The organism is Acinetobacter sp. L-24 (assembly GCF_056857555.1).
On sequence record NZ_JBSXNI010000012.1, the window covers coordinates 1 to 18512 of the forward strand.

An 18512-nucleotide genomic window follows, 5' to 3' on the forward strand; every position below is an offset into this window, starting at 1 on the left:
GAAAAGCCTTCTTTTCTTGACTCAAGCATTAATGCAGTACGATCTTCAAAGTTAAGATGATGGTATGACAATTTTATATACTCCATAAACCCTTTAAATTAATTAGGTGGTTTATGTCGCACTTCAAGTTTTACTCTGCCATGGCAACTATTAATTATTGCCATCTTTTTTTGATATAGATCTATGTAATCAGGTTATTTTAATATGTGAGCCTTATTTTATTTAATTAAATATAAATAATTGATATTAGTTTTATTCAACGTATACGGTGATTTTAATTGATTAAAATATTTTAATTACTGAACCACTACCGTTGTTAAATTCAGCTTCATTAATATTTTAAGGAAAAAATTATAAACGCCACTTAATAACTATTATGGAATCTCAGATGTAGAGCACACGGCTCAAAACTTGGAGATTTTAAAATGTCACATTTCACAGTTGCAGTAGTTACCACCCCTGATGGTGATGTTGTAGATGCCCTAGAACCATTTTACGAATTTGAATGCTCAGGCATTAAAAACAAATATTGCATTTCAGAATCATCATTGGACGAAATTAAAGACCAATACGAATCGACAGAAATCACTTTGATGAAAAACTCAAAGCCTATCATAGATGATGGTGAAGAACGCTATGCGTTTCTTGACGACCCTCGTTTCGTGCGTGATGCAACAGACTTCGAGCTTGATGCCATCAAAAACAACAAAGGTGATATTTTTGCTGACTTCCCGAACGGCGGTAAACATTTATCAGTGGTACAGGTCAAAAACGATGATGGTACGTACTCAAGTCGCATTCGTGATTTAGGCATGTTCATTCAATGGCATCAAAAAGATGTGCCATGTACTGAAGTGTTTGAGCTTCAACAGTTCATTAACTGGTATAACGAAAAAGTTACGCCGACTGTTTTGACAGGTGAAAAACCTGATGAAAGTTGGACAGAATGGATAGAGCTTGATGCTGACGGTAAAGTGGTCGATTACTTCACCACCACCAACCCGAATCCGAAATACGATTGGTATGAAATCGGAGGACGTTGGAAAAACATGCTGTTGCGTCTTGATGGACGAAAAGTGGATAGCTGTCCGATTGGTGAGCTAGATTTTGAAACCGAAATCAACCGCTTAAAAACCGAAGCTAACCGTGTTTATGACTATTTTGAGAAGTGTATCGGTGATGCTTCACGTACTTGGCGGTCATGGGCTGATGTTTGGTCTGATGAATCAATCGAATCAGTGAACGATAAGCGTAATTTCTATCATAACCAAGATGCAATCTTATTAATGAAAGCCAGTGATACGGATAACCTGTTTGGCATATTCGGACATGAATTTGATGAATTTTTGGTGAGCCGTGAAGAATTCCTAGCTAAAAAATCAGCAAACCCATTCGGTACGTACTGTTTCTTAGATGCTACCACTGATGCAGAAATCGGAGATTGGACAGGTTCAGAATGTGGATTGTTTGGAGAAGACTTATACAAAGAGGAAAATTGGGAATCCAAAAACCAAGCATTGCTGAAGAGCTTTCCAAGCGACTATATAATCACGATTGTTGATTGCCATATCTAAAACCCAAACAGGGATAAGCGTAAACCCTTATCCCTTTTCTTTTGGGCATTTTTTAAAACGCATTCGATGTTTTTTAATTGATTAAAAAGGTTTTGAATTTTTAAATTTTAAATTTTAAGAAAAATTAAACAGCTATTGCGCTTTGTATAATGAATATAGATTTAATCACTATCCTTAAGGGCTTTTAATATGTGGAATACATTAGTTTTAATTCGTAAAACCGCAACGTCAAAAGAAATAAAAGACAAAGCTGATATGTATTTAAGCCAGTTAAATACTGCAACCATTTCAGCATCTCTTAAAGCTGAAATACTCTCTTTTATCGAATCTGTTTTAAACGATTAATCAACTTAGGCTCAACGCCTACAACTTGGAGAAACCCCATGAATTACTACAACACATTCACCATTCCATGCAATTTTAAAGTACAGCACATTGAAGATGGTCAATTTGTCGTGTTTTTTGCTGATGGCACTCAGTTAAGTTACCAGATTGAAAACACCAGCAAGGTTAAATGGATTGAACCTGAAGCATTCAGCTTAGAGCAAGTACTCCTAAGCTCAAAAGAGCCAATCAATGCCGATGATATTGACATCATTAAGTATGCTTCATACCGCTTAATTGCTGACACGCCATTGATTGATGATGATGGTAGCAATCCTGAACCTGATTGCCTTTACTGCAAAAAATCTAGTGACACTCTTAACAGCCTCATACTTCAAGTCACTGAAGCACATACCCTCCCATGTTGGCTACTGACATCAAACGGCGTTCATATCCTAGATATTAATGAATTGACTGAAGCTTAATAACAACAACCAGTGAAGCATGTCTATTGCTTCACTTTTTGGCAGTTGAAAACCGCATTCGATGTTTTTTTAGTTGATTAAAAAAAGGTTTAGAAATTTGGTTGTGGCCAGCGCTAGATCTGGCGCACCAGGATCAATGCTTATTTGTATGGTTCGTTAATTGCTTCCATCATTCTAATAGCATCCTCATTACTATTTTTAGCTGCTATCTGTTAAAAGTCGCAGCAAGGACCAGTAAAACAATAATAAATAATTTTAAAAAAGTTTTTGGGTTAGGTTCTATCTTAAAATAAACATATTGAAGCAGAAAGCTTAAAACTTGGAGTTGAAATGGTTTCTATTAATGAATTACTGAACAAAAACCTTGATCGCAAATATGGTCCAATTGAAGCGCATGAAGTTATAGAACTTGTTCGTGTAACTCGTGCGCCAGAATCCGTAAATAACCCTTCAATGCCATCAGTTAGAATTTCTACTGCAGATCTGCACCATATGGTTGAACAAGCTAAAAAGTTCAATTTGTGGGAAGAATGGTCCACCAAGGTTTTAGCAACGCGATGGTGAGAAATCAAATACAGTGACTCACTTGGTTTTTGCTGAAGACTACTCAGGATCTAAATTGGTTCGTGAGAAAAACCAGTACTTGTGCTCAGCTGGAGGCTTATTCCCTGCAGATGAAGCAAAGAAAGAATTCAAAATGAAAGTAGGTGATGTTACCGTGGACACGGTACCGCACCTTGTTACATGTAAAGTGTGCCTATCACGTATTTTTACGCAACTAGCATTAACTCAATCTAATTAATCAAATTTATAAGGTGTTCATCATGAATAACAAAACAATTGCCAAAAAAATGATTAACCAAGTTAAATCGGTTATCACTGACCCACAAGCAAAAAGCTTGTTGGCTGCTTATCACGTAGAGGCGTCATTTACCCACTTCTACGAAACACACAGCCACATTTACCTGGTTGGTAAAGACATTACTGCAGTCATGGCCAAACATTTTCCATACTTCACGTTTAAGACTCGTGATAACAAGAAAACCCGTCACGGTATTGGCGATGGATCGATGTCTGATTGCTTAAACAAGCTGCGCCGTGTGTATCGCTTAGAAATAAAAAAACCGATTAGCGAGAAGTTTATCGCTGAAGTTGGTGCACCGACTTTCACAAAAAGCCAATCTGTAAGTCCTGTTGCTTATTTGATTGATGAAGTTGTGCAGCAAGAAACAGCGCCGATCGCACGGTCTGACGTTCAAAACAGTTTTCATGATCTTTTCAATTAATTTGAGGCTTACTCAAAAGTGTGAGAGAGACAAAATGACAAAACGCTGTTCTGGTGATGTGAAGTCACCCTGGTTCTTCATCGAGGACCAAATCCCAAACAAAGATGGCACGGCGTTTATTGTGTGGGATGAATTCTTAGACCATGAAATTAAACCTATCCGCTGGAGCGATAAGATCCGTGACTATGCTTCAGGTGATGTCGAATGGAGTGGAAGCTTCTTATTTTGGCGATATGATGATGGTACACCAGCTGAATCACCAAGAAGCTATCAGCAATCTTAATTTCTTATTTTGGAGGTAAAAGTACTTATATTTCCGAGGGTGTAGCCAATTGGTTTTGAGATCTAATCAATCTCATTAAAGCAAAGGTTTAATTCCTTGAATGTCAGTTCGAGTCTGACCATCCCTGTCATTGCCAACAAATTCCCTCAAATGAATCAATTGAAGACAATCATACCAGCCTCACTAAAATAGTTACGGCTTTGACGTTCTGACTTAGGTTCCCAATCTCTATTTTTCAGATTACATGATCCAGCAGCAATTTTAGCCTTGCCAAACTTACTTTGAATGCTTTGAAACGCCGTCATTAACGCTTGCTCTTTTTCAAGCTGCTCTACGTCAGTTAGTAGGCCGATCGTGCGATGTTCTTCTTTTATCAATTCACACAACATCACGCCACATTTCTTAAACTCTATCCCCTCTTTGTACAATTTATCAATCAGTGATGTGGCAGCTTTAACAAGTTGCATCAAATTGTTTGTAGGTTGGGTAAACGTGTATGTTAACGACTTGCTGTAATACGGTTTTGACTGGTCAAATGGGTTGGATTGCAAGAAAACAATCAGAGATCCGCAAAGCTGGTGTTCATCAACAAGCCGATTGAGTGCATTATGGGTATATTTGCTGACGGCTTCTTGAAGAATTGAGAGCTCAGTAATTTTCTGGCCGAAAGATTTGCTCGAGACAATCTGTTGTTTCGCCTTAGGTGAACTTTCAAATTCAAAGCATGACTGGCCAAGCAATTCTAAAATCGTACTTTGCATATTCACATTGAAGAGTTCACGCATTCGATTCGGGTTGGATGTTGCAAGATCCAGCACAGTTAAAATCCCCATGTCATTAAGCTTTTTAGCGTACTTTCGCCCTACACCCCATATTTCATCAACTGGCATGCTTTGATAGTAGCTTTCGACATCTACCAGGCTCATTGTCACTAAATTACAGATTCCATTTAATTCTGGATTCTTTTTGGCAAGGTTGTTGGCCATTTTACTTTCAGTCAGTGTTCTACCAACACCCACGCACGTTGTTAAGCCAATAAGCTTATATACTTGATGCCGAATCTCCCGTGCCATTTCAGTAGCATCAAAGTTTTTAGTAAATTGAGTAAATTCTATAAAGCCTTCATCAATGCTGTAAATGCTGTAACAGCTTGGATCTACAAAACCAGATAATATTCCATGAAAACGGCGTGACATTTCGCCATACAGCGCAAAATTGCTCGATAGCACATGAACGTTATGTTTATTGATGATGTCTTGGACCTTAAAGAGTGGCGCACCCATCGGGATTTTTAAGAGTTTAGCTTCAGCGCTTCTCGCGATGATTGTTCCATCATTAGAGCTTAAGACAACGCATGGTTTACCCTTTAACTTAGGGTTCCAAAATGCTTCCATCGAACAATATGCCGAATTTATATCAACATGAATAAATACCCGGTTTGTCATTTTCGTGCGTCTTTAATGATGTAAGTCACTACGCCCCACACAATCAATTCCTGTTCAGGTTTTAGAAAAATATGTGAGTGCTCTTGGTTTTCTGCTTTAAGCCAAACTGGAGGGATAGATTTTGCATCTGGACCAAAAATTTCATTAATTTCACCAGCTGACATTTGCTTGGTGATCATCAACCGCTTAACGGTAAAGTCTGTTTCTAGCTGAGCAACAATAATATCTAGATGCTTGGCGTCTAAGCTTCTATCGATTATGAGCTTATCGTTAATATCTATACCAGCATTTAGCATGGAACGAGAGCCTACTTTACCAATAAACGTAGAGTACTCATTGGTGATCAGCATTTCGTTGAGATCGACCGACTTTTCAATAAAATCTTGTGCTGGTGATGCAAATCCAGCCGACAGCAGCTCTAACGCCACTGGAATGCGTTTAGGTGCACCAGGAGCAAGAGCTTCAATTTCAACTAAATCACCAGCTTTCAGCGGTATTTCTGATTTTTCTGACATCTCAAGACCGGTGAAAGAATATATATACCAATTCTATTTCTTGCATGTCTGATGATCAATCAAAAAATAAAAACCAGTAGGCATGCCACTTGCCTACTGGTCGTATTGGAAGTTCAAAATTGACTTAGATCTTAGAAAAACTCAAGTGATATAAGGCTGTTGCGCGTACTAAATTTTGACGCGGTGATTTTGGTTTCCAGGCCTGGTCAGACCATGGCCAGAGATCAGGAACCGACTTACTTGTATATGCAGATGGTTTAGAGGGAATTCATCGCATAAACAGATGAAGCTGAGTGTTACTGAAGTTGGACACCTATATTTACTTGAATACACAACCAAGATTGAAGTACTGGAAGAAGCATTTATGGCATTAGGACTTGAGCTGGATCTCCAGGTTATTTAATTGACTTCTACCCTTTTGACCTAGCCTAGCTAGGTTTTTTTTTGAAAAAATTTTAAAGCCCAAACAGTCTTTAAAATGAATACATCAAGCTCACGGCTTAAAACTTGGAGTATTCAAGATGTATCTACGCTATACGATGTTTAAAACGGATGGAGACAAAATCCTTAGTTCGCACGGTATTGGGTTAAGCATCAGCTTTATTCACCATGCAACGGAAATACTCTACAAAGAGATTCAAAATTCAGCTTCTTTTGACCGTTACATTGAGAGATTATCAAAGTGTAATACGATCAAATACAACCACGAAAGACACGGCGACAAAGCACGTATTGTCTATTTTGCACCTGAAGATCTAACGCGTGTCTCTTACAGTACGACATATAGCGAACGGGTTGAAAATGCCAATATCGATAGCTTTGACTTGATTACCCTGTACGCTGAGTACAAAACTATTTTTAGTTGTATCTATTTTGATATATCAACGAATACCTGGTCTGTACGTACATACACTGATGTATTAACATCAATGGGCATGTTAAAGCCACCAGTAGCACAGTTAGCATTTGCAATATAAGAGCCCCTGAAAAGTCTTATACCCACCTAGCATTGACCAATCAATGCTAGGTTTTTTTTACGATGCAATTTGATATTCCATTTCATGTTTAAAGTTTGCTTTGACAAGTGCATGGGATAGATCTGGAGGTACTGAGTTACCTACCATTCTGTATTGCTCAGTTTTCGTCAGCTTAATTTTTTGGTTATTTTCATCTACACCATGAGTAAAGATGTAATTGCTTGGAAAGCCCTGAGCCTTATACAACTCAAATGGTTGAATCATCCTAAAACCAATGTCTTCAATATAATAATGTTCATTATTGATTTCGATTAAGCCGAAACGTTCAAACAAGTCATTCTTAAAGTTGAATTGCCCGGTAAATTTCAAAAGTAGCGCACGTACTTCCGCAAACTGATTCACGGTCGTTAACGTGTGAAATGGTTCTGATAGCTCTTGGCCAGTGCACCCCTTTTTCATTTTAGATAGGTGACACACGTATAGCGCATGTGTACCGCCTTTTGTTTCTGCTGTAATTGTACGTAATGGCTCATTTATTGGCATGGATCTACGACTTGAACCATTGGCACACTCAGTAAGAATTGGCGCCACATTGTCCACGATGTAAGGTTTTGGGTTGTGAACGATATATTTTAAAATCCCCCTCACAATTCGCTCTAATGTAGCTGGTGCTAAAGGTTTTTTACGCTTGAATATGCTTAAACATTCATAATTAAGGTCCACACATTGAGCAGCTGTCTTCCATGGTTGTTTTTTCGTTTTTTGAGGTGCAAAAAAGTCAAATTCAGCATGTGTGGGTTCTGGCCAGACGATCGGTAAATTGTCACGCCGAGCAATTAAGAAAAATCTATTTCTCAATGTCGGTGCACCATAGTCGCATGCTCGTAGTTCACGATATTCGACCGTGTACCCTTGGTACCTGAGCGCATTCACGAAACAGTTAAACGTTCGCCCTTTCCGCTTTAAAATCGGTTTACCGTTCTTATCCAAATCACCCCATTCAACAAACTCAACCACGTTTTCAAGCATGATGATTCGTGGTCGAACTGTTGCAGCCCACCTTAAAGCAATCCAAGCTAAACCGCGGATCTTCTTGTTTAACGGCTTGCCACCTTTCGCACGGCTATGATGTTTACAGTCTGGACTAAGCCAAACCAAGCCAACAGGTTGATTGCCCGTAATCTTTACAGGGTTAACATCCCAAACACTCTCGCAGTAGTGCTTTGTTTTTGGATGATTGATGCGATGCATGGCCAAGGCTTTCGGATCATGATTAATTGCAATATCAATCGGTCTACCGAACGCACGTTCTAAACCAGTTGATGTACCGCCACCGCCAGCAAAGTTATCAACGATTAATTCATGTGGAAGCAAGTTATACATAGAAATTCCCTCTTACAAATGCCCCTTTAATGTCGATTATCCCTTGGTCATGAACATATGATTTCTGATCAGCCAATAATTGCTTATAGAGCCCATCCACATTTAATTGTAGGTAGTCTAATTCAGAAACAAAGCCACGTTGTTGAATGATGAATGCAATGAGGCTATGAAAGTTTTGGTGTGTAATGGCTATGTTGGCCAGATTGCAATTAAGAATCATGTGTAGCAGCAAACTTGCAAAATGGAGTTGCTCATTCACACTTAAACTATGGCTTAGATCTCTTAATTCATGCGGTACATCTCCTGGAGACAGATACCTATAAGCATGAATAACCTTGCTCAGATTCATACAGCCACCCCCATGCTTTCAACGGCACTTTCTAATGTTTGATGTGCTGAATAATCATCACAGTCGTAATAATCGTCATCGATCAAATTAGAAATGTCGTAGTCACTCAAACCGCTATTTAAACAGCGACTCAAAAGCTCAGGATCTAAACGATCATACTTGTTGCAAATCGTCATTAACGAATTGCTATGTGCGTTGTTAGCCGTGAAAAATGAGTATGCAAAACCTTCAGGCGTTACGCTTCTGGCATTCTTAGTCGCAATACTCTTGCCACCGTATAGGCGGTGCATTTTAGAACCCTCAACAGGTTCAACAGGTGCAATTGGTAGGTCGGCATTGAAACGGCCCCACAATAATGTTTTCTTGGTGTATGTATCACCAAAATGAAACGGATCAAACGACAGACGCCACGGCGACAACCCGGTTAAGCTCGCAATACGCCCTACTGGATTCTCAATTGCCCAAATATTCGGTTTAAAAAATTCAATTGTTCTTAAAGTTTGGTACACCAGCTCAATACTGCTTAAAGTGCGACCATCAGCATCTTTGGCGGTAAAATGTCTTGCACCAGAAACAGCAAAGTCAGTACATGGGCATGCAGCTAAAATCGCATGAACGTCCAAACCATCAAAGCATGCAAAAAGCTCGTTAAAGAATTCCACGCTGAAGTTATTAATATCGCCAAAATAAGGATCTGCCTGTATATCAAAGCGAAATACTTGATAGCCAGCATCAACCCATGGTTGTGACCATGTGCCAGACAAATCAAAAAGAGAAAGGACAATTTTTTGGTTGTTTTGGTTGCGGATCGTTGGATCTAGATATTGGTTAAACGCAACGTTTTTCCATTGTTCTAAACGTTCTAATGCGGAAGATCTGGACATCCAGCCATTAGCTTCAACATATGCTTGTGATTTCTTATTTAAACGAACAACTTCATTCTTATGCGGTGCATCAAAAATGTTTGAAATCTTAAATTCATCATCAATAAAGCTATTTCTTGCATCCGATAAATACTTATTGAAAAGTTGCAATTGTTCATTATTGCTTTGCGTTTTTTCTAAATCCACGACCGACTCCAAGTTTTAAGCAATGAGCTTGATTACTTAATTGTAGAGTCAGTTTTTCTAATAAAACTTTTTTATAAAAATAATATGAAATAGAAAAGGCTGAAATGATCAGCCTTTTATTATTAGCGAAAATAAGATTTATATTTTCTTAATACCCTCACATAACTCTAATGCTAGTTGTTGCATTACTGGTTGATGCAACCAGGAATAACGAACAGCAAAGTAGTGTTCTTTATTAATGGCGCATGAATTAGTCATAGTAAATACCTACTAGTCTTTAGTTAGCCAAAGGAAGAAACACAGTCCGAAGATGAAGAACCCCAATGTCAAAGGAACAGAAAGAAATAAATGTTCGACTACACCAAAGCTAAAAATGATACCAATATTGGTTGAAATAAAAAATCCCATTACACCAAGTAGTATTGGAAAAATAGCCATGAAAAAAATGTATAGCATTACTTTCAAAACCTTGTGATTTTGGAAGAATCTACGTTTAAAAAAATCTTTGCTTGGGCCACTTAAAATCATGACTTCACCTATCGCCCATATAACTTATTAAGTTTACCTGATGCTATTTCACTAAACTTTACGTAAATAGTGATTGCCGTTTTCGCTAATTGAATTTCAAGATGTTCGTTAATACGAATGTAATACCCTTTATTCATATTTAGATTTGTTGTTAATTCCTCGATAGCCTTATCAAAATTTTTTTCATCAATGTCTAACAATGACTCATCAGCACTGATGCTTAAATCAATTGTTTTAGCTATTTGTTCAAAAGTACGAACCATATTGAAACATTGGTCTATTTTTCTTTTCTTATTGATACCAGTACCATGAATACGTGTTTTAGGTGATTTCTCAACAAACTTAAAACTCCATATCGTATCGTATATACCGACTTGATTAGCAAGCACATCAATCAGTGATGAATTATTTGAAAGATCATTCATAACAGATAGTGCCTTACGTGCAGCATTAAGCCCAAACACTTTGCCGTTTTGTGTGCAGTACTTCGTATAGAACATTGTTTTGATCTCTAAACGATAGTTACTCTTACTGACAATCTGATTATAAACCTTTATCCAATAGATATTGCATAGTGTTAAATACAAAGGATCTTTATCAGTCTCTTTTTGTAGTTCTGGAAGTACAGCATTAAGATCTGAATGCTGGTTTAGCTGTAATATGCTTAATTGAACTTCTGGATCAAAGTTTACAAATACTTTTCTAGCTTCAAGTAGCGCCGTAGTCTTTGTAGAAAACTCCTTAGTAAGCTCTTGTAATATTTGTTCTATTTCAGACTTCATCATAGTCGGTTTAACCCAAATTATCTAACAACAATAAGTAAATTAAAATAAATAGCCAATAAAGCGTTGGACACAACTATTAGCTCACCACAAAAATCTAGGTAATTGAGATTAAACTAGGCTCTTCTTGAATCAACATTTGAATACATCCTACGATTGAATAGACGAAAGGCCTGTAACCAGGCCTAGTAAATGATTACTTTGTATAAATCACATTCTTATATTGTGTTTGGAGCTTGTAGAACTCACGGTGAGATAGCTCTTTAGGGTTTTGAGCCATGATCGTATAAAACTTACGAATCTCTTGTTCCTTTTTTTCCGATGGTTCACTGATCTCAGCAATACGCACGGTTTCATACCAGCCGACTACTTGGCCATAGTCTTTAGATGCGATTTGCGCCGTAGAATAAAATACATAAGAAATAATGATGGTTGCAACACCAGTAACCGCTAACAACGTAAATGTCGTGCGACCCCATGCAAGAAGCTTAGCTTTGTATTCATCAAGAGTAAGCAACCAAGTACCAACCATCGCAAGAGCTAAAATATCACCTAAAATCATTTTGGTTTTCCTTAAATAAATTCACCTTTCGCTTTTAATTATAAAAAATAAAACCCTTAAAACTTTTTTTCTAAAAATAATTATTCTTTTTTTAAAATATTTAATAAGACTTATAAAACCACTTTAAGCTTGCTTAAAACGCATACGTTGATTTTAATTGATTAAAATAAAACTCATGTTTTAATTTTAAGAGAAAAGTTAAAACCTTTTAAGGATTGATACTATTTATCTATTCTAACAGATAGGCGATCCCCTATGCACTCATTACCAGTTGACGCTAAATCAGCAAAACATTTTGCATCGAATCCTTTAAGTGATTGGGCAATAGGACTTGTCAAAGCTGATGCGGTGAATAACCACCTTAGTTTTGATGCTAACTGCAACCTTCAGTTAAGCACCGTTTTTGATTTTATTGCGATTGCGGATACCGAAGCAGAAGACTTTGAATCGCTGTTTTTAAAAGAGTTTGGTGAGGATTTCACACCATTAAGTCACCTTGAATATGAATCAGTGAATAGCTTGGCTGAAATGATTACATCGCAATATGACACGGCGATCGAAACCATTAGACACATCATTATTGAACGTGAATTGAACTAAGGATCTGGGCGCATGAAAAAGCTTGTACTTGCCATTGAGTCAGGGCGTATTACTGACGGAGAAGTTTTATTTTCACAGTTGAATCAGCTTAAATCTGGTCAAATACCCGATATGGTAAGTAGACAGCAATTTGCTGAATTGTCTGAAATGGTCAATGCCTACCAGGATGTATGGATGGATGAACCAGTAGCTTTTTTTCAGCCTATCCAAGACTTTTTAAAAGCGATTGATTTAGAAGTCTACAATGATTTCAGCACTGATTTTGACTTGTGGTACTACTACGAAGCACCAGAGCAAAAATACGAAGCAACAGTAGCAACTAAACCATTATTCACGGCACCAAAACTCACCGCTACTGGTGAAGTCTACAACTGTCTATTGACCGTTGAACAAGCTCAAAACTATCTAAATAAGGCAATTCAATTTGCTCGTGACCATAACATGCCAGTGCCAAAGTCATGTAATGAACCGTTTATCGTCACAGATGGTTTAGAGGTTGGATCTGAGTTGATCTACTCAGGCGTAGGCACAGATAAAGCCGTATATACGGCAATACAGCTCATACAAGAGGCAATACTCAATAATGCTGGTAAAGAGCATGTGTTATGCCTAAGACGTTTTTCAAACAGCTTAAAACCATTGTTAAAGTCTGCATTAGGTAAGGAAGTTTACTTAACCAATTGCACACTAGGGAAGCTGGCAGATCTTCTTGATCGCCCTGAAACATGGTCAGAGTTCACAGAACACTTTAAACAAAACTAATCAAGCTCATGGCTTAAAACTTGGAGATACGACAATGCAACTACATAATTTGAATCCTGGTACCGATAAAATTCGCCACATTCTGAAAACCGAGAGTGCTACATATAACGGCGTTCCGTCATGCGTAATCAATATCATTGGGCAAGCAAAAAAGACTGTTCCCAACTTTATTGAAGTGATTTTTGTTGAGGTTGTATTGTTTCATCCCAAAGATGGTGAAGTATACGAAATTGAAGTGAGTGCACCGTTACAGGTTGAGCCTGTTGCCGAAGCTCACCGCATTGGAATGTTCAATCCAAGCGAAGCCAGAGCGCTTATTGAGGGTGAAGTGCTGGATGTAGCAATCAACCTACAACGCAAGGCAATTGAGGGAATGATAGAATATGATTTGCTCTCACTAGACGGCCTGGAGAAGTTCAACGCATGGAATGGGATCTCACCTGAAAGCCTATTGCTTGAAAGCTTTGAATGCGTGACCGAATACAATGGACTTCACAGCACACACTTTATGGCCAGCAAGGTGCAGCAAAAAGTAAACAAGTACCTTAAAAGAGATTTGTTCTAATCAGATCCATAAAAAAAGAGAGGTTTGCCCTCTCTTTTTTTTGGCCATAGATTTATGGCCGTAAGCGGTGTTTTTTAATTGATTAAAGTTGTCGCACGTATATGTTCTGAACGCTCATTTGATTTTTTCATTTAACAATATACTCATTACAGATTTTTATATCATTGGTATTTGTTCGATCAGTTGAGAACATAACAAAATGTTGTTTTTTCATAAGCATATCGACATCATCCTTTAAGCTTTTTACAAGCAAGAAATATTCAAAACCATTTAATCGACCATCACGGCACACTTCTTTTTTGGTCAGCATTGTATTAATGCTATTGAAGCCCTCATTGCTTTCTTGCAAGCCTTTTAATTGAGATGAATAATCATGTTGTACTTTGGCTGGAACAGGAAATACAAAATAGAACAACAGTAGGTAGACCGTGACAGTTCCAATGAGTAGAGGTAATGCAGTTTTGCTATGAATCGGCAATTTTCTATAAATGTAATAGGTAGGAGCCACAGCTAAGTACATAAGCAGTAGCGGAAAGAACCAGACGGCATACATCACTCTTGAGTAGCTATCCCCCATTCCATGAAAGACCAAAGCCAAAACAACAACACTGGCTAACATAGCCAGTGGTATTAAAAGGAGTTTTAAAGGTTGAGCCATAAACACCTGAAGCATTAAAAAGGAATGACTATCGAATTAATTTCATTAAAGAAACTGTAATCCAGTAGCTTATTGATGTTAGTAGATTTGCCCTTTTGTATCGTGCAGCAACCCACATTCAGATCTTGAAAATGAGGCAATAACGCACCAATACTGTTTGAATCAACATAAAAGACATCACGTTTAATTGAGAACGTCACTTTAGCTTTACGGTTATTGTCATTTAGCTTTACATGAAGTTCTTTGTTCTCATTTTTAAGAGAAGTAGAAAGGATTTTACAGTCTTGTTGAATACGCTGGTGAATAGCAACAACAAGGTCACTATAAGAGCTTGCATAAACGAATAGCTTGTCAGTTAAGACTTCTACACAACCGTTGTTATATTCAAAATCTAAATCAATCATTACGCATTTCATTAAAGCCATTTCCACTACTCCAAGTTTTAAGCGTTGTGCTTATTTAATTTAATTATAGTGGAAAAGTTAGCTTATAAATTTTTAAAAAAAATTAATGACCATGGTTTTTATTAAAATATCTATATAGACAATTAAGCTAATTAAGTGGGCAATTATGAATATGTTGGTAAATATAAAAAGAGAAGTGCAAGCATCTGAATTAGACTTTGTTGAAGTCGAAAAGCTAATTTTGCAATGCGAAAAAGCAAAATCGTCAATAAAGGTCATTTATGAAGCCATCAAAGATATTGAACTTGATGCTTATCAGATTGTGAGTGCAATCACTCGAAAATCATATTCATCATCATTCAACACTGAAGAATCTGCTTTAAAACAAATATCATCATGCTTCTGGAGGAAGTTAACTGAGATCATCAATCTTAGAAACTTCATATCTGAAAAAGAATATGATGCGTTGCAAGATAAAATTGTTCGCCATGAAATTGAAGATTTCACGATGGATAATGTGAATGTATTCTTAGAATCTATCTGGTCTACACGCCACATGGCATATGCACGTAAAGTTGATTCCTTGTTTAGCCAATTATCAAGCAAATACAAAACCAATCTTGGTGCTGGTATTAACCCGTGCGTGATCATTCATCACAATAGCTACCATTCTTATTGCAGAAGAGATAATTTAGTGGAAGAAGTACGCTTTATAGCAAGGCAGTTATTTGGCAAGCCTTTAGACCACACCAGATTAGATAAACTCAGGTTACACCGTGGTATCTGGCATAGCATTGATGATAATTTATTACGCATTAAGATCTACGAAAACGGTAACTGTCATATCTTGTTTAATCAATGCGTAGTTGATCGCATTAACCAGGTATTAAACCTGTTATATCCGAATCAAATTGGCATAGATCCAAATGTAAAACACAAACGCCGTGCGTATGATGAACCTATTTTGTAAAGCACATTAAAAAACCCTCAAAAACTATTGAGGGTTTTTTTAGCTATATACGGCACCAGTTTTGCGATCGTGCCACTTTCATTTGTTTTTTATCCAAACCACTAAAGCGATACCCCCTTTTGGTTTGTTGCTGTAAGCCACATTGCAATAAGATCGTGTTCTGGTGTATCAGCAAGCACCGTCACGTTATAGCCACCGCTAAACTGGTGTAATTCAGCACAGTGCTCAACATCAGACGCCGTGAGTACCAATTCAACATCAAAATATTGAATCACTTTAAGTACCTGGTACTTAGCTTTAAAGAATCCGTTGTTTTCAGCAAATTTCATCGCTTCAGTAATGGTGATGTTTTCAAGCACAAGACGGTCTTGAGCTGGTTTATCTTCATATGTTTTACAACTTAACAATGATGCGTTTTCATCAACGATATAAAGGTTGGCACATAACGCACGTTGCTTGATATGTTCGATTTTATATTCATGGTGATTCATATTTAGGATACTACGATCTAATAACAACAAGGCTAATATAAAAGCTTATTTTCAATAAAAAACACATCATAATACCCCCTTGCCTTTTAACCACAAAAATATTGAAGTTATTATTTAGAAGCAATTAATAGAAAAATAAACAAATCTTTTTTAAACAAGCTACTAATAAAAATATCTCCATCGAAAATAAAGTATAAAAATTCAAAAACCATTTAATAAAGTATCAATAGAGTTAAAATACATATAGCTTACTTTTAATTTTAAAGAGGAATACAAGAAATAATTTCTTGTATTCCTGTTATAAGATTGGGAGAACCAAGTTGATAATTTCACCCATTTCTTTGGATCTATTAATTTAAGTTTCGACTTTACTTATTTGAGCTTAGCCATTTGGTCGAGTCACAATCGGGAAAATTGAATCTGGACGTTTAAACATTGCAAAGAATTTTCCAATTTTCAGTGGATTACCTTTGACTTTACTGTCTTTAGAAAGCAGGACTTTTACCCCTTCTATTTGACCTGTAATCATTTTTAGATATAAGGGCTTGGTTAAGGTTAATGTAGGGCAATCCAATGCCAAATCTTTACTTTCATCATAACGCTTAAACTGCATGACTGAGTTTTCAACCCATAATGAAAAATGCTCTTTGGTATCCGACAAAACCAGATTGATACACTGGTTTTCATTTTTTAAATTTTCCACATCTAAATTTGTCGCCATAGCTTCAAGAAATCTTTCAGTTGGTGTATGAATCAATAAATCACTCGGATCAGAAGTATTTTGTAGGGGTACATTATTTTGTAGCTCTTGAGCGCCCACCAAAAAGAAATTACGCCAAGTTGAAGCCTCAGCAGCATAGCCCAATTGACGATAAGTATTCGCCAATAAGTCTTTTGCTTGTTGGTTTTGAGGGTTATTCAACACAATATGTTTTAAAATCTCGGCAGCCCATCTATAGTCAGCTTGAGCGTAGGCATCCCGCGCATTTTTCAATGCATTGTTCTCCCCACCTGCTAACTCAATATATTTTTTTGCAACAGCTTTAGGGGGTAATGGATCTAAATTGGAAGGATGGGCATCGAACCATCCCATATAATATTGGTATACTGCTTTTACATTATGTTTTAGGGTTCCATAATAGCCATGAGCATATAGTTTTTGATCAAGTGCCGCTGGAAGCTTAATTTTTTCGGCAATTTCAGCGCCATTAAAACCAGAGTTCATATATCTCACCGTCTGATCATGCGTGAACTTATAAACATCTCGCTGGGTTTTAATAAAATCTTGAATATTGTCATTGCCCCAGACAGGCCAATGATGCTGTGCAATCAATACATCGGATGCTTTGGCATGCTGCATTGCTTGGTCTAGATAGCCCACCCATTTTAAGGCATCACGGACTTTAGCACCCCGAAGGGTATAAAGATTATGCATGGTATGAGATAGAATTTCTGCGCCGTTATAAAGTTTCAATGATGGGATAGAGAACGTTAATTCTGCTGGTGCTTCTGAACCCGGCACGTTATAAAACACAAAATCCAAGCCATCAACCGTCATTTTCTGTTCTGGTTGAGTGATCAGTTGTGTAGGCTCAAGGATGCCCATTTTTCCCACAGCAACAGCCTTACCTAAACCTGTATCCACCAATCCTTCCGCATTTTTAGGTAGAAAAGTTCCATACATATAAGTCGCACGACGTATCATGGCTGAACCTGCCATCACATTTTCACTGGTCGCTTCTTCCATAAAGCCTTTTGGCGCAATAATTGGAGTTTTTCTAGCGTTAATTTCTTCGCTAGAAAGAACGCCTAATGCACCACCAAAATGATCGATATGGCTATGGGTAAAGATAATGGCTGAAATTTTTTGCTCACCTAAATGCTGTCTAGCAAATTTAAGTGCTGCTTCAGCCGTTTCTTTAGAGGTTAATGTATCCACAATAATCCAGCCAGTATCACCCTGAATGATGGTCATATTTGCCAAATCAAAACCACGAATTTGCCAAACTCGATCTGTTACTTTAAATAGCCCAACATTGTTGTTTAATTTTGCTTGTCGCCATAGAGTGGGATTAACGGTATTTGGTGCTTGATCTTGTAAAAAACTAAATGCATCAAAATCCCAGATAACATTGCCTTTCTCACTTTTAATTTGACCTGTTGGCTTGGCAATAAAGCCCTTTTGAGCCTGATTAAACTCAGTCATATCCTCTAAGTTATACTTCGCCTTATATGTATTATTTGATTCAATGACCGCTTTTTCTACTACAGTATTTGCTGCAAAAACAGAAAATGGCAGAATAAGCATCAATGAAACTGTTAAAAACTTAATTTTCATCTTCTTTCCTTTTTTTAAATAGAGGTGGTCCCACATGTTTGAACAACTAAAAGCTTATTTATAAGTGATACTCTGCTCTAGTTAAGCTACCTTATTTTGTTGTGGTAGCTGGTCATAGTAAAACTCATCTGGAGTCATTTTGTCCAGACTCGAATGAGGTC

22 protein-coding genes are annotated in these 18512 nt (G+C 37.3%); 11 read left to right on the top strand and 11 right to left on the bottom strand.

The annotated features are described in order from the left end of the window. Positions 1 to 425 precede the first annotated feature (425 nt). The 6 genes from AC13CK_RS00450 to AC13CK_RS00475 all read left to right on the top strand — a co-directional run bounded on the left by AC13CK_RS00450 (position 426) and on the right by AC13CK_RS00475 (position 3952). On the top strand, positions 426 to 1574 hold the full coding sequence (locus AC13CK_RS00450; protein WP_024160769.1) for a hypothetical protein: 1149 nt from the start codon (positions 426 to 428) through the stop codon (positions 1572 to 1574). Between the two features lie 189 nt (positions 1575 to 1763). Then, positions 1764 to 1919 (top strand): hypothetical protein, encoded by a 156-nt coding sequence (locus AC13CK_RS00455; RefSeq protein ID WP_005006030.1) that lies wholly within the window; start codon positions 1764 to 1766, stop codon positions 1917 to 1919. Positions 1920 to 1957: 38 nt separating this feature from the next. Then, positions 1958 to 2383, top strand: a complete 426-nt coding sequence (locus tag AC13CK_RS00460) for a hypothetical protein (RefSeq protein WP_024160768.1) — start codon at positions 1958 to 1960, stop codon at positions 2381 to 2383. Between the two features lie 330 nt (positions 2384 to 2713). Next, complete coding sequence (locus AC13CK_RS00465) at positions 2714 to 2947, top strand: hypothetical protein (protein ID WP_482830865.1); 234 nt, start codon at positions 2714 to 2716, stop codon at positions 2945 to 2947. Between the two features lie 260 nt (positions 2948 to 3207). Next, positions 3208 to 3669 carry a hypothetical protein gene (locus AC13CK_RS00470; RefSeq protein ID WP_005006024.1) on the top strand — a complete coding sequence of 154 codons (462 nt, stop codon included), beginning with the start codon at positions 3208 to 3210 and terminating at the stop codon, positions 3667 to 3669. Positions 3670 to 3703: 34 nt separating this feature from the next. Next, positions 3704 to 3952: a hypothetical protein gene (locus AC13CK_RS00475; protein ID WP_005006022.1), complete on the top strand. Its 249-nt coding sequence runs from the start codon at positions 3704 to 3706 to the stop codon at positions 3950 to 3952. A gap of 155 nt (positions 3953 to 4107) precedes the next feature. Here AC13CK_RS00475 and AC13CK_RS00480 read toward each other — a convergent pair whose 3' ends face one another. Together AC13CK_RS00480 and umuD are read right to left on the bottom strand one after the other, a co-directional pair. Then, positions 4108 to 5397 carry a Y-family DNA polymerase gene (locus AC13CK_RS00480; protein ID WP_482830866.1) on the bottom strand — a complete coding sequence of 430 codons (1290 nt, stop codon included), beginning with the start codon at positions 5395 to 5397 and terminating at the stop codon, positions 4108 to 4110. Continuing rightward, positions 5394 to 5912, bottom strand: coding sequence for a translesion error-prone DNA polymerase V autoproteolytic subunit (umuD, locus tag AC13CK_RS00485; RefSeq protein ID WP_033917549.1), 519 nt, complete (start codon positions 5910 to 5912; stop codon positions 5394 to 5396). Before umuD ends, AC13CK_RS00480 begins: the two co-directional genes overlap by 4 nt. Before the next feature lie 521 nt (positions 5913 to 6433). Between umuD and AC13CK_RS00490 the strand changes: the two genes are divergently transcribed. Continuing rightward, positions 6434 to 6889 (top strand): hypothetical protein, encoded by a 456-nt coding sequence (locus tag AC13CK_RS00490; RefSeq protein ID WP_044111029.1) that lies wholly within the window; start codon positions 6434 to 6436, stop codon positions 6887 to 6889. A gap of 57 nt (positions 6890 to 6946) precedes the next feature. On the opposite strand, the gene AC13CK_RS00495 is transcribed toward AC13CK_RS00490, so the two are convergent. From AC13CK_RS00495 to AC13CK_RS00515, 5 genes are all read right to left on the bottom strand, one after another. Beyond that, on the bottom strand, positions 6947 to 8272 hold the full coding sequence (locus tag AC13CK_RS00495; RefSeq protein WP_043041742.1) for a DNA cytosine methyltransferase: 1326 nt from the start codon (positions 8270 to 8272) through the stop codon (positions 6947 to 6949). Further along, complete coding sequence (locus tag AC13CK_RS00500) at positions 8265 to 8621, bottom strand: hypothetical protein (RefSeq protein ID WP_482830867.1); 357 nt, start codon at positions 8619 to 8621, stop codon at positions 8265 to 8267. Before AC13CK_RS00500 ends, AC13CK_RS00495 begins: the two co-directional genes overlap by 8 nt. After that, positions 8618 to 9691, bottom strand: coding sequence for a class I SAM-dependent methyltransferase (locus tag AC13CK_RS00505; protein WP_044108689.1), 1074 nt, complete (start codon positions 9689 to 9691; stop codon positions 8618 to 8620). Before AC13CK_RS00505 ends, AC13CK_RS00500 begins: the two co-directional genes overlap by 4 nt. Before the next feature lie 536 nt (positions 9692 to 10227). After that, positions 10228 to 11004: a hypothetical protein gene (locus AC13CK_RS00510; protein WP_482830868.1), complete on the bottom strand. Its 777-nt coding sequence runs from the start codon at positions 11002 to 11004 to the stop codon at positions 10228 to 10230. Between the two features lie 193 nt (positions 11005 to 11197). Next, positions 11198 to 11563 (bottom strand): hypothetical protein, encoded by a 366-nt coding sequence (locus tag AC13CK_RS00515; protein ID WP_482830869.1) that lies wholly within the window; start codon positions 11561 to 11563, stop codon positions 11198 to 11200. A 255-nt stretch (positions 11564 to 11818) separates the two neighbouring features. Between AC13CK_RS00515 and AC13CK_RS00520 the strand changes: the two genes are divergently transcribed. From AC13CK_RS00520 to AC13CK_RS00530, 3 genes are read left to right on the top strand one after another with little or no spacing between them, the layout of a single operon-like run. Continuing rightward, positions 11819 to 12163 carry a hypothetical protein gene (locus tag AC13CK_RS00520; protein ID WP_482830870.1) on the top strand — a complete coding sequence of 115 codons (345 nt, stop codon included), beginning with the start codon at positions 11819 to 11821 and terminating at the stop codon, positions 12161 to 12163. 12 nt (positions 12164 to 12175) lie between these two features. Beyond that, positions 12176 to 12925 (top strand): hypothetical protein, encoded by a 750-nt coding sequence (locus AC13CK_RS00525; protein ID WP_482830871.1) that lies wholly within the window; start codon positions 12176 to 12178, stop codon positions 12923 to 12925. A 34-nt stretch (positions 12926 to 12959) separates the two neighbouring features. Continuing rightward, the gene (locus AC13CK_RS00530) at positions 12960 to 13490 is read left to right on the top strand and encodes a hypothetical protein (RefSeq protein ID WP_044108682.1); all 531 of its coding nucleotides are present in this window, start codon (positions 12960 to 12962) and stop codon (positions 13488 to 13490) included. A 127-nt stretch (positions 13491 to 13617) separates the two neighbouring features. On the opposite strand, the gene AC13CK_RS00535 is transcribed toward AC13CK_RS00530, so the two are convergent. Further along, entirely contained in the window at positions 13618 to 14148 is a 531-nt protein-coding gene (locus tag AC13CK_RS00535; protein WP_482830872.1) for a hypothetical protein, read from the bottom strand. Positions 14149 to 14162: 14 nt separating this feature from the next. Further along, on the bottom strand, positions 14163 to 14573 hold the full coding sequence (locus tag AC13CK_RS00540; protein ID WP_044108680.1) for a hypothetical protein: 411 nt from the start codon (positions 14571 to 14573) through the stop codon (positions 14163 to 14165). Positions 14574 to 14718: 145 nt separating this feature from the next. On the opposite strand from AC13CK_RS00540, the gene AC13CK_RS00545 reads away from it, so the two are divergent. Next, on the top strand, positions 14719 to 15522 hold the full coding sequence (locus AC13CK_RS00545; RefSeq protein WP_031946115.1) for a DUF4942 domain-containing protein: 804 nt from the start codon (positions 14719 to 14721) through the stop codon (positions 15520 to 15522). 101 nt (positions 15523 to 15623) lie between these two features. On the opposite strand, the gene AC13CK_RS00550 is transcribed toward AC13CK_RS00545, so the two are convergent. Together AC13CK_RS00550 and AC13CK_RS00555 are read right to left on the bottom strand one after the other, a co-directional pair. Further along, complete coding sequence (locus AC13CK_RS00550) at positions 15624 to 16043, bottom strand: hypothetical protein (protein ID WP_228738738.1); 420 nt, start codon at positions 16041 to 16043, stop codon at positions 15624 to 15626. 352 nt (positions 16044 to 16395) lie between these two features. Next, entirely contained in the window at positions 16396 to 18351 is a 1956-nt protein-coding gene (locus AC13CK_RS00555; protein ID WP_000693745.1) for an alkyl/aryl-sulfatase, read from the bottom strand. Positions 18352 to 18512: the final 161 nt, after the last annotated feature.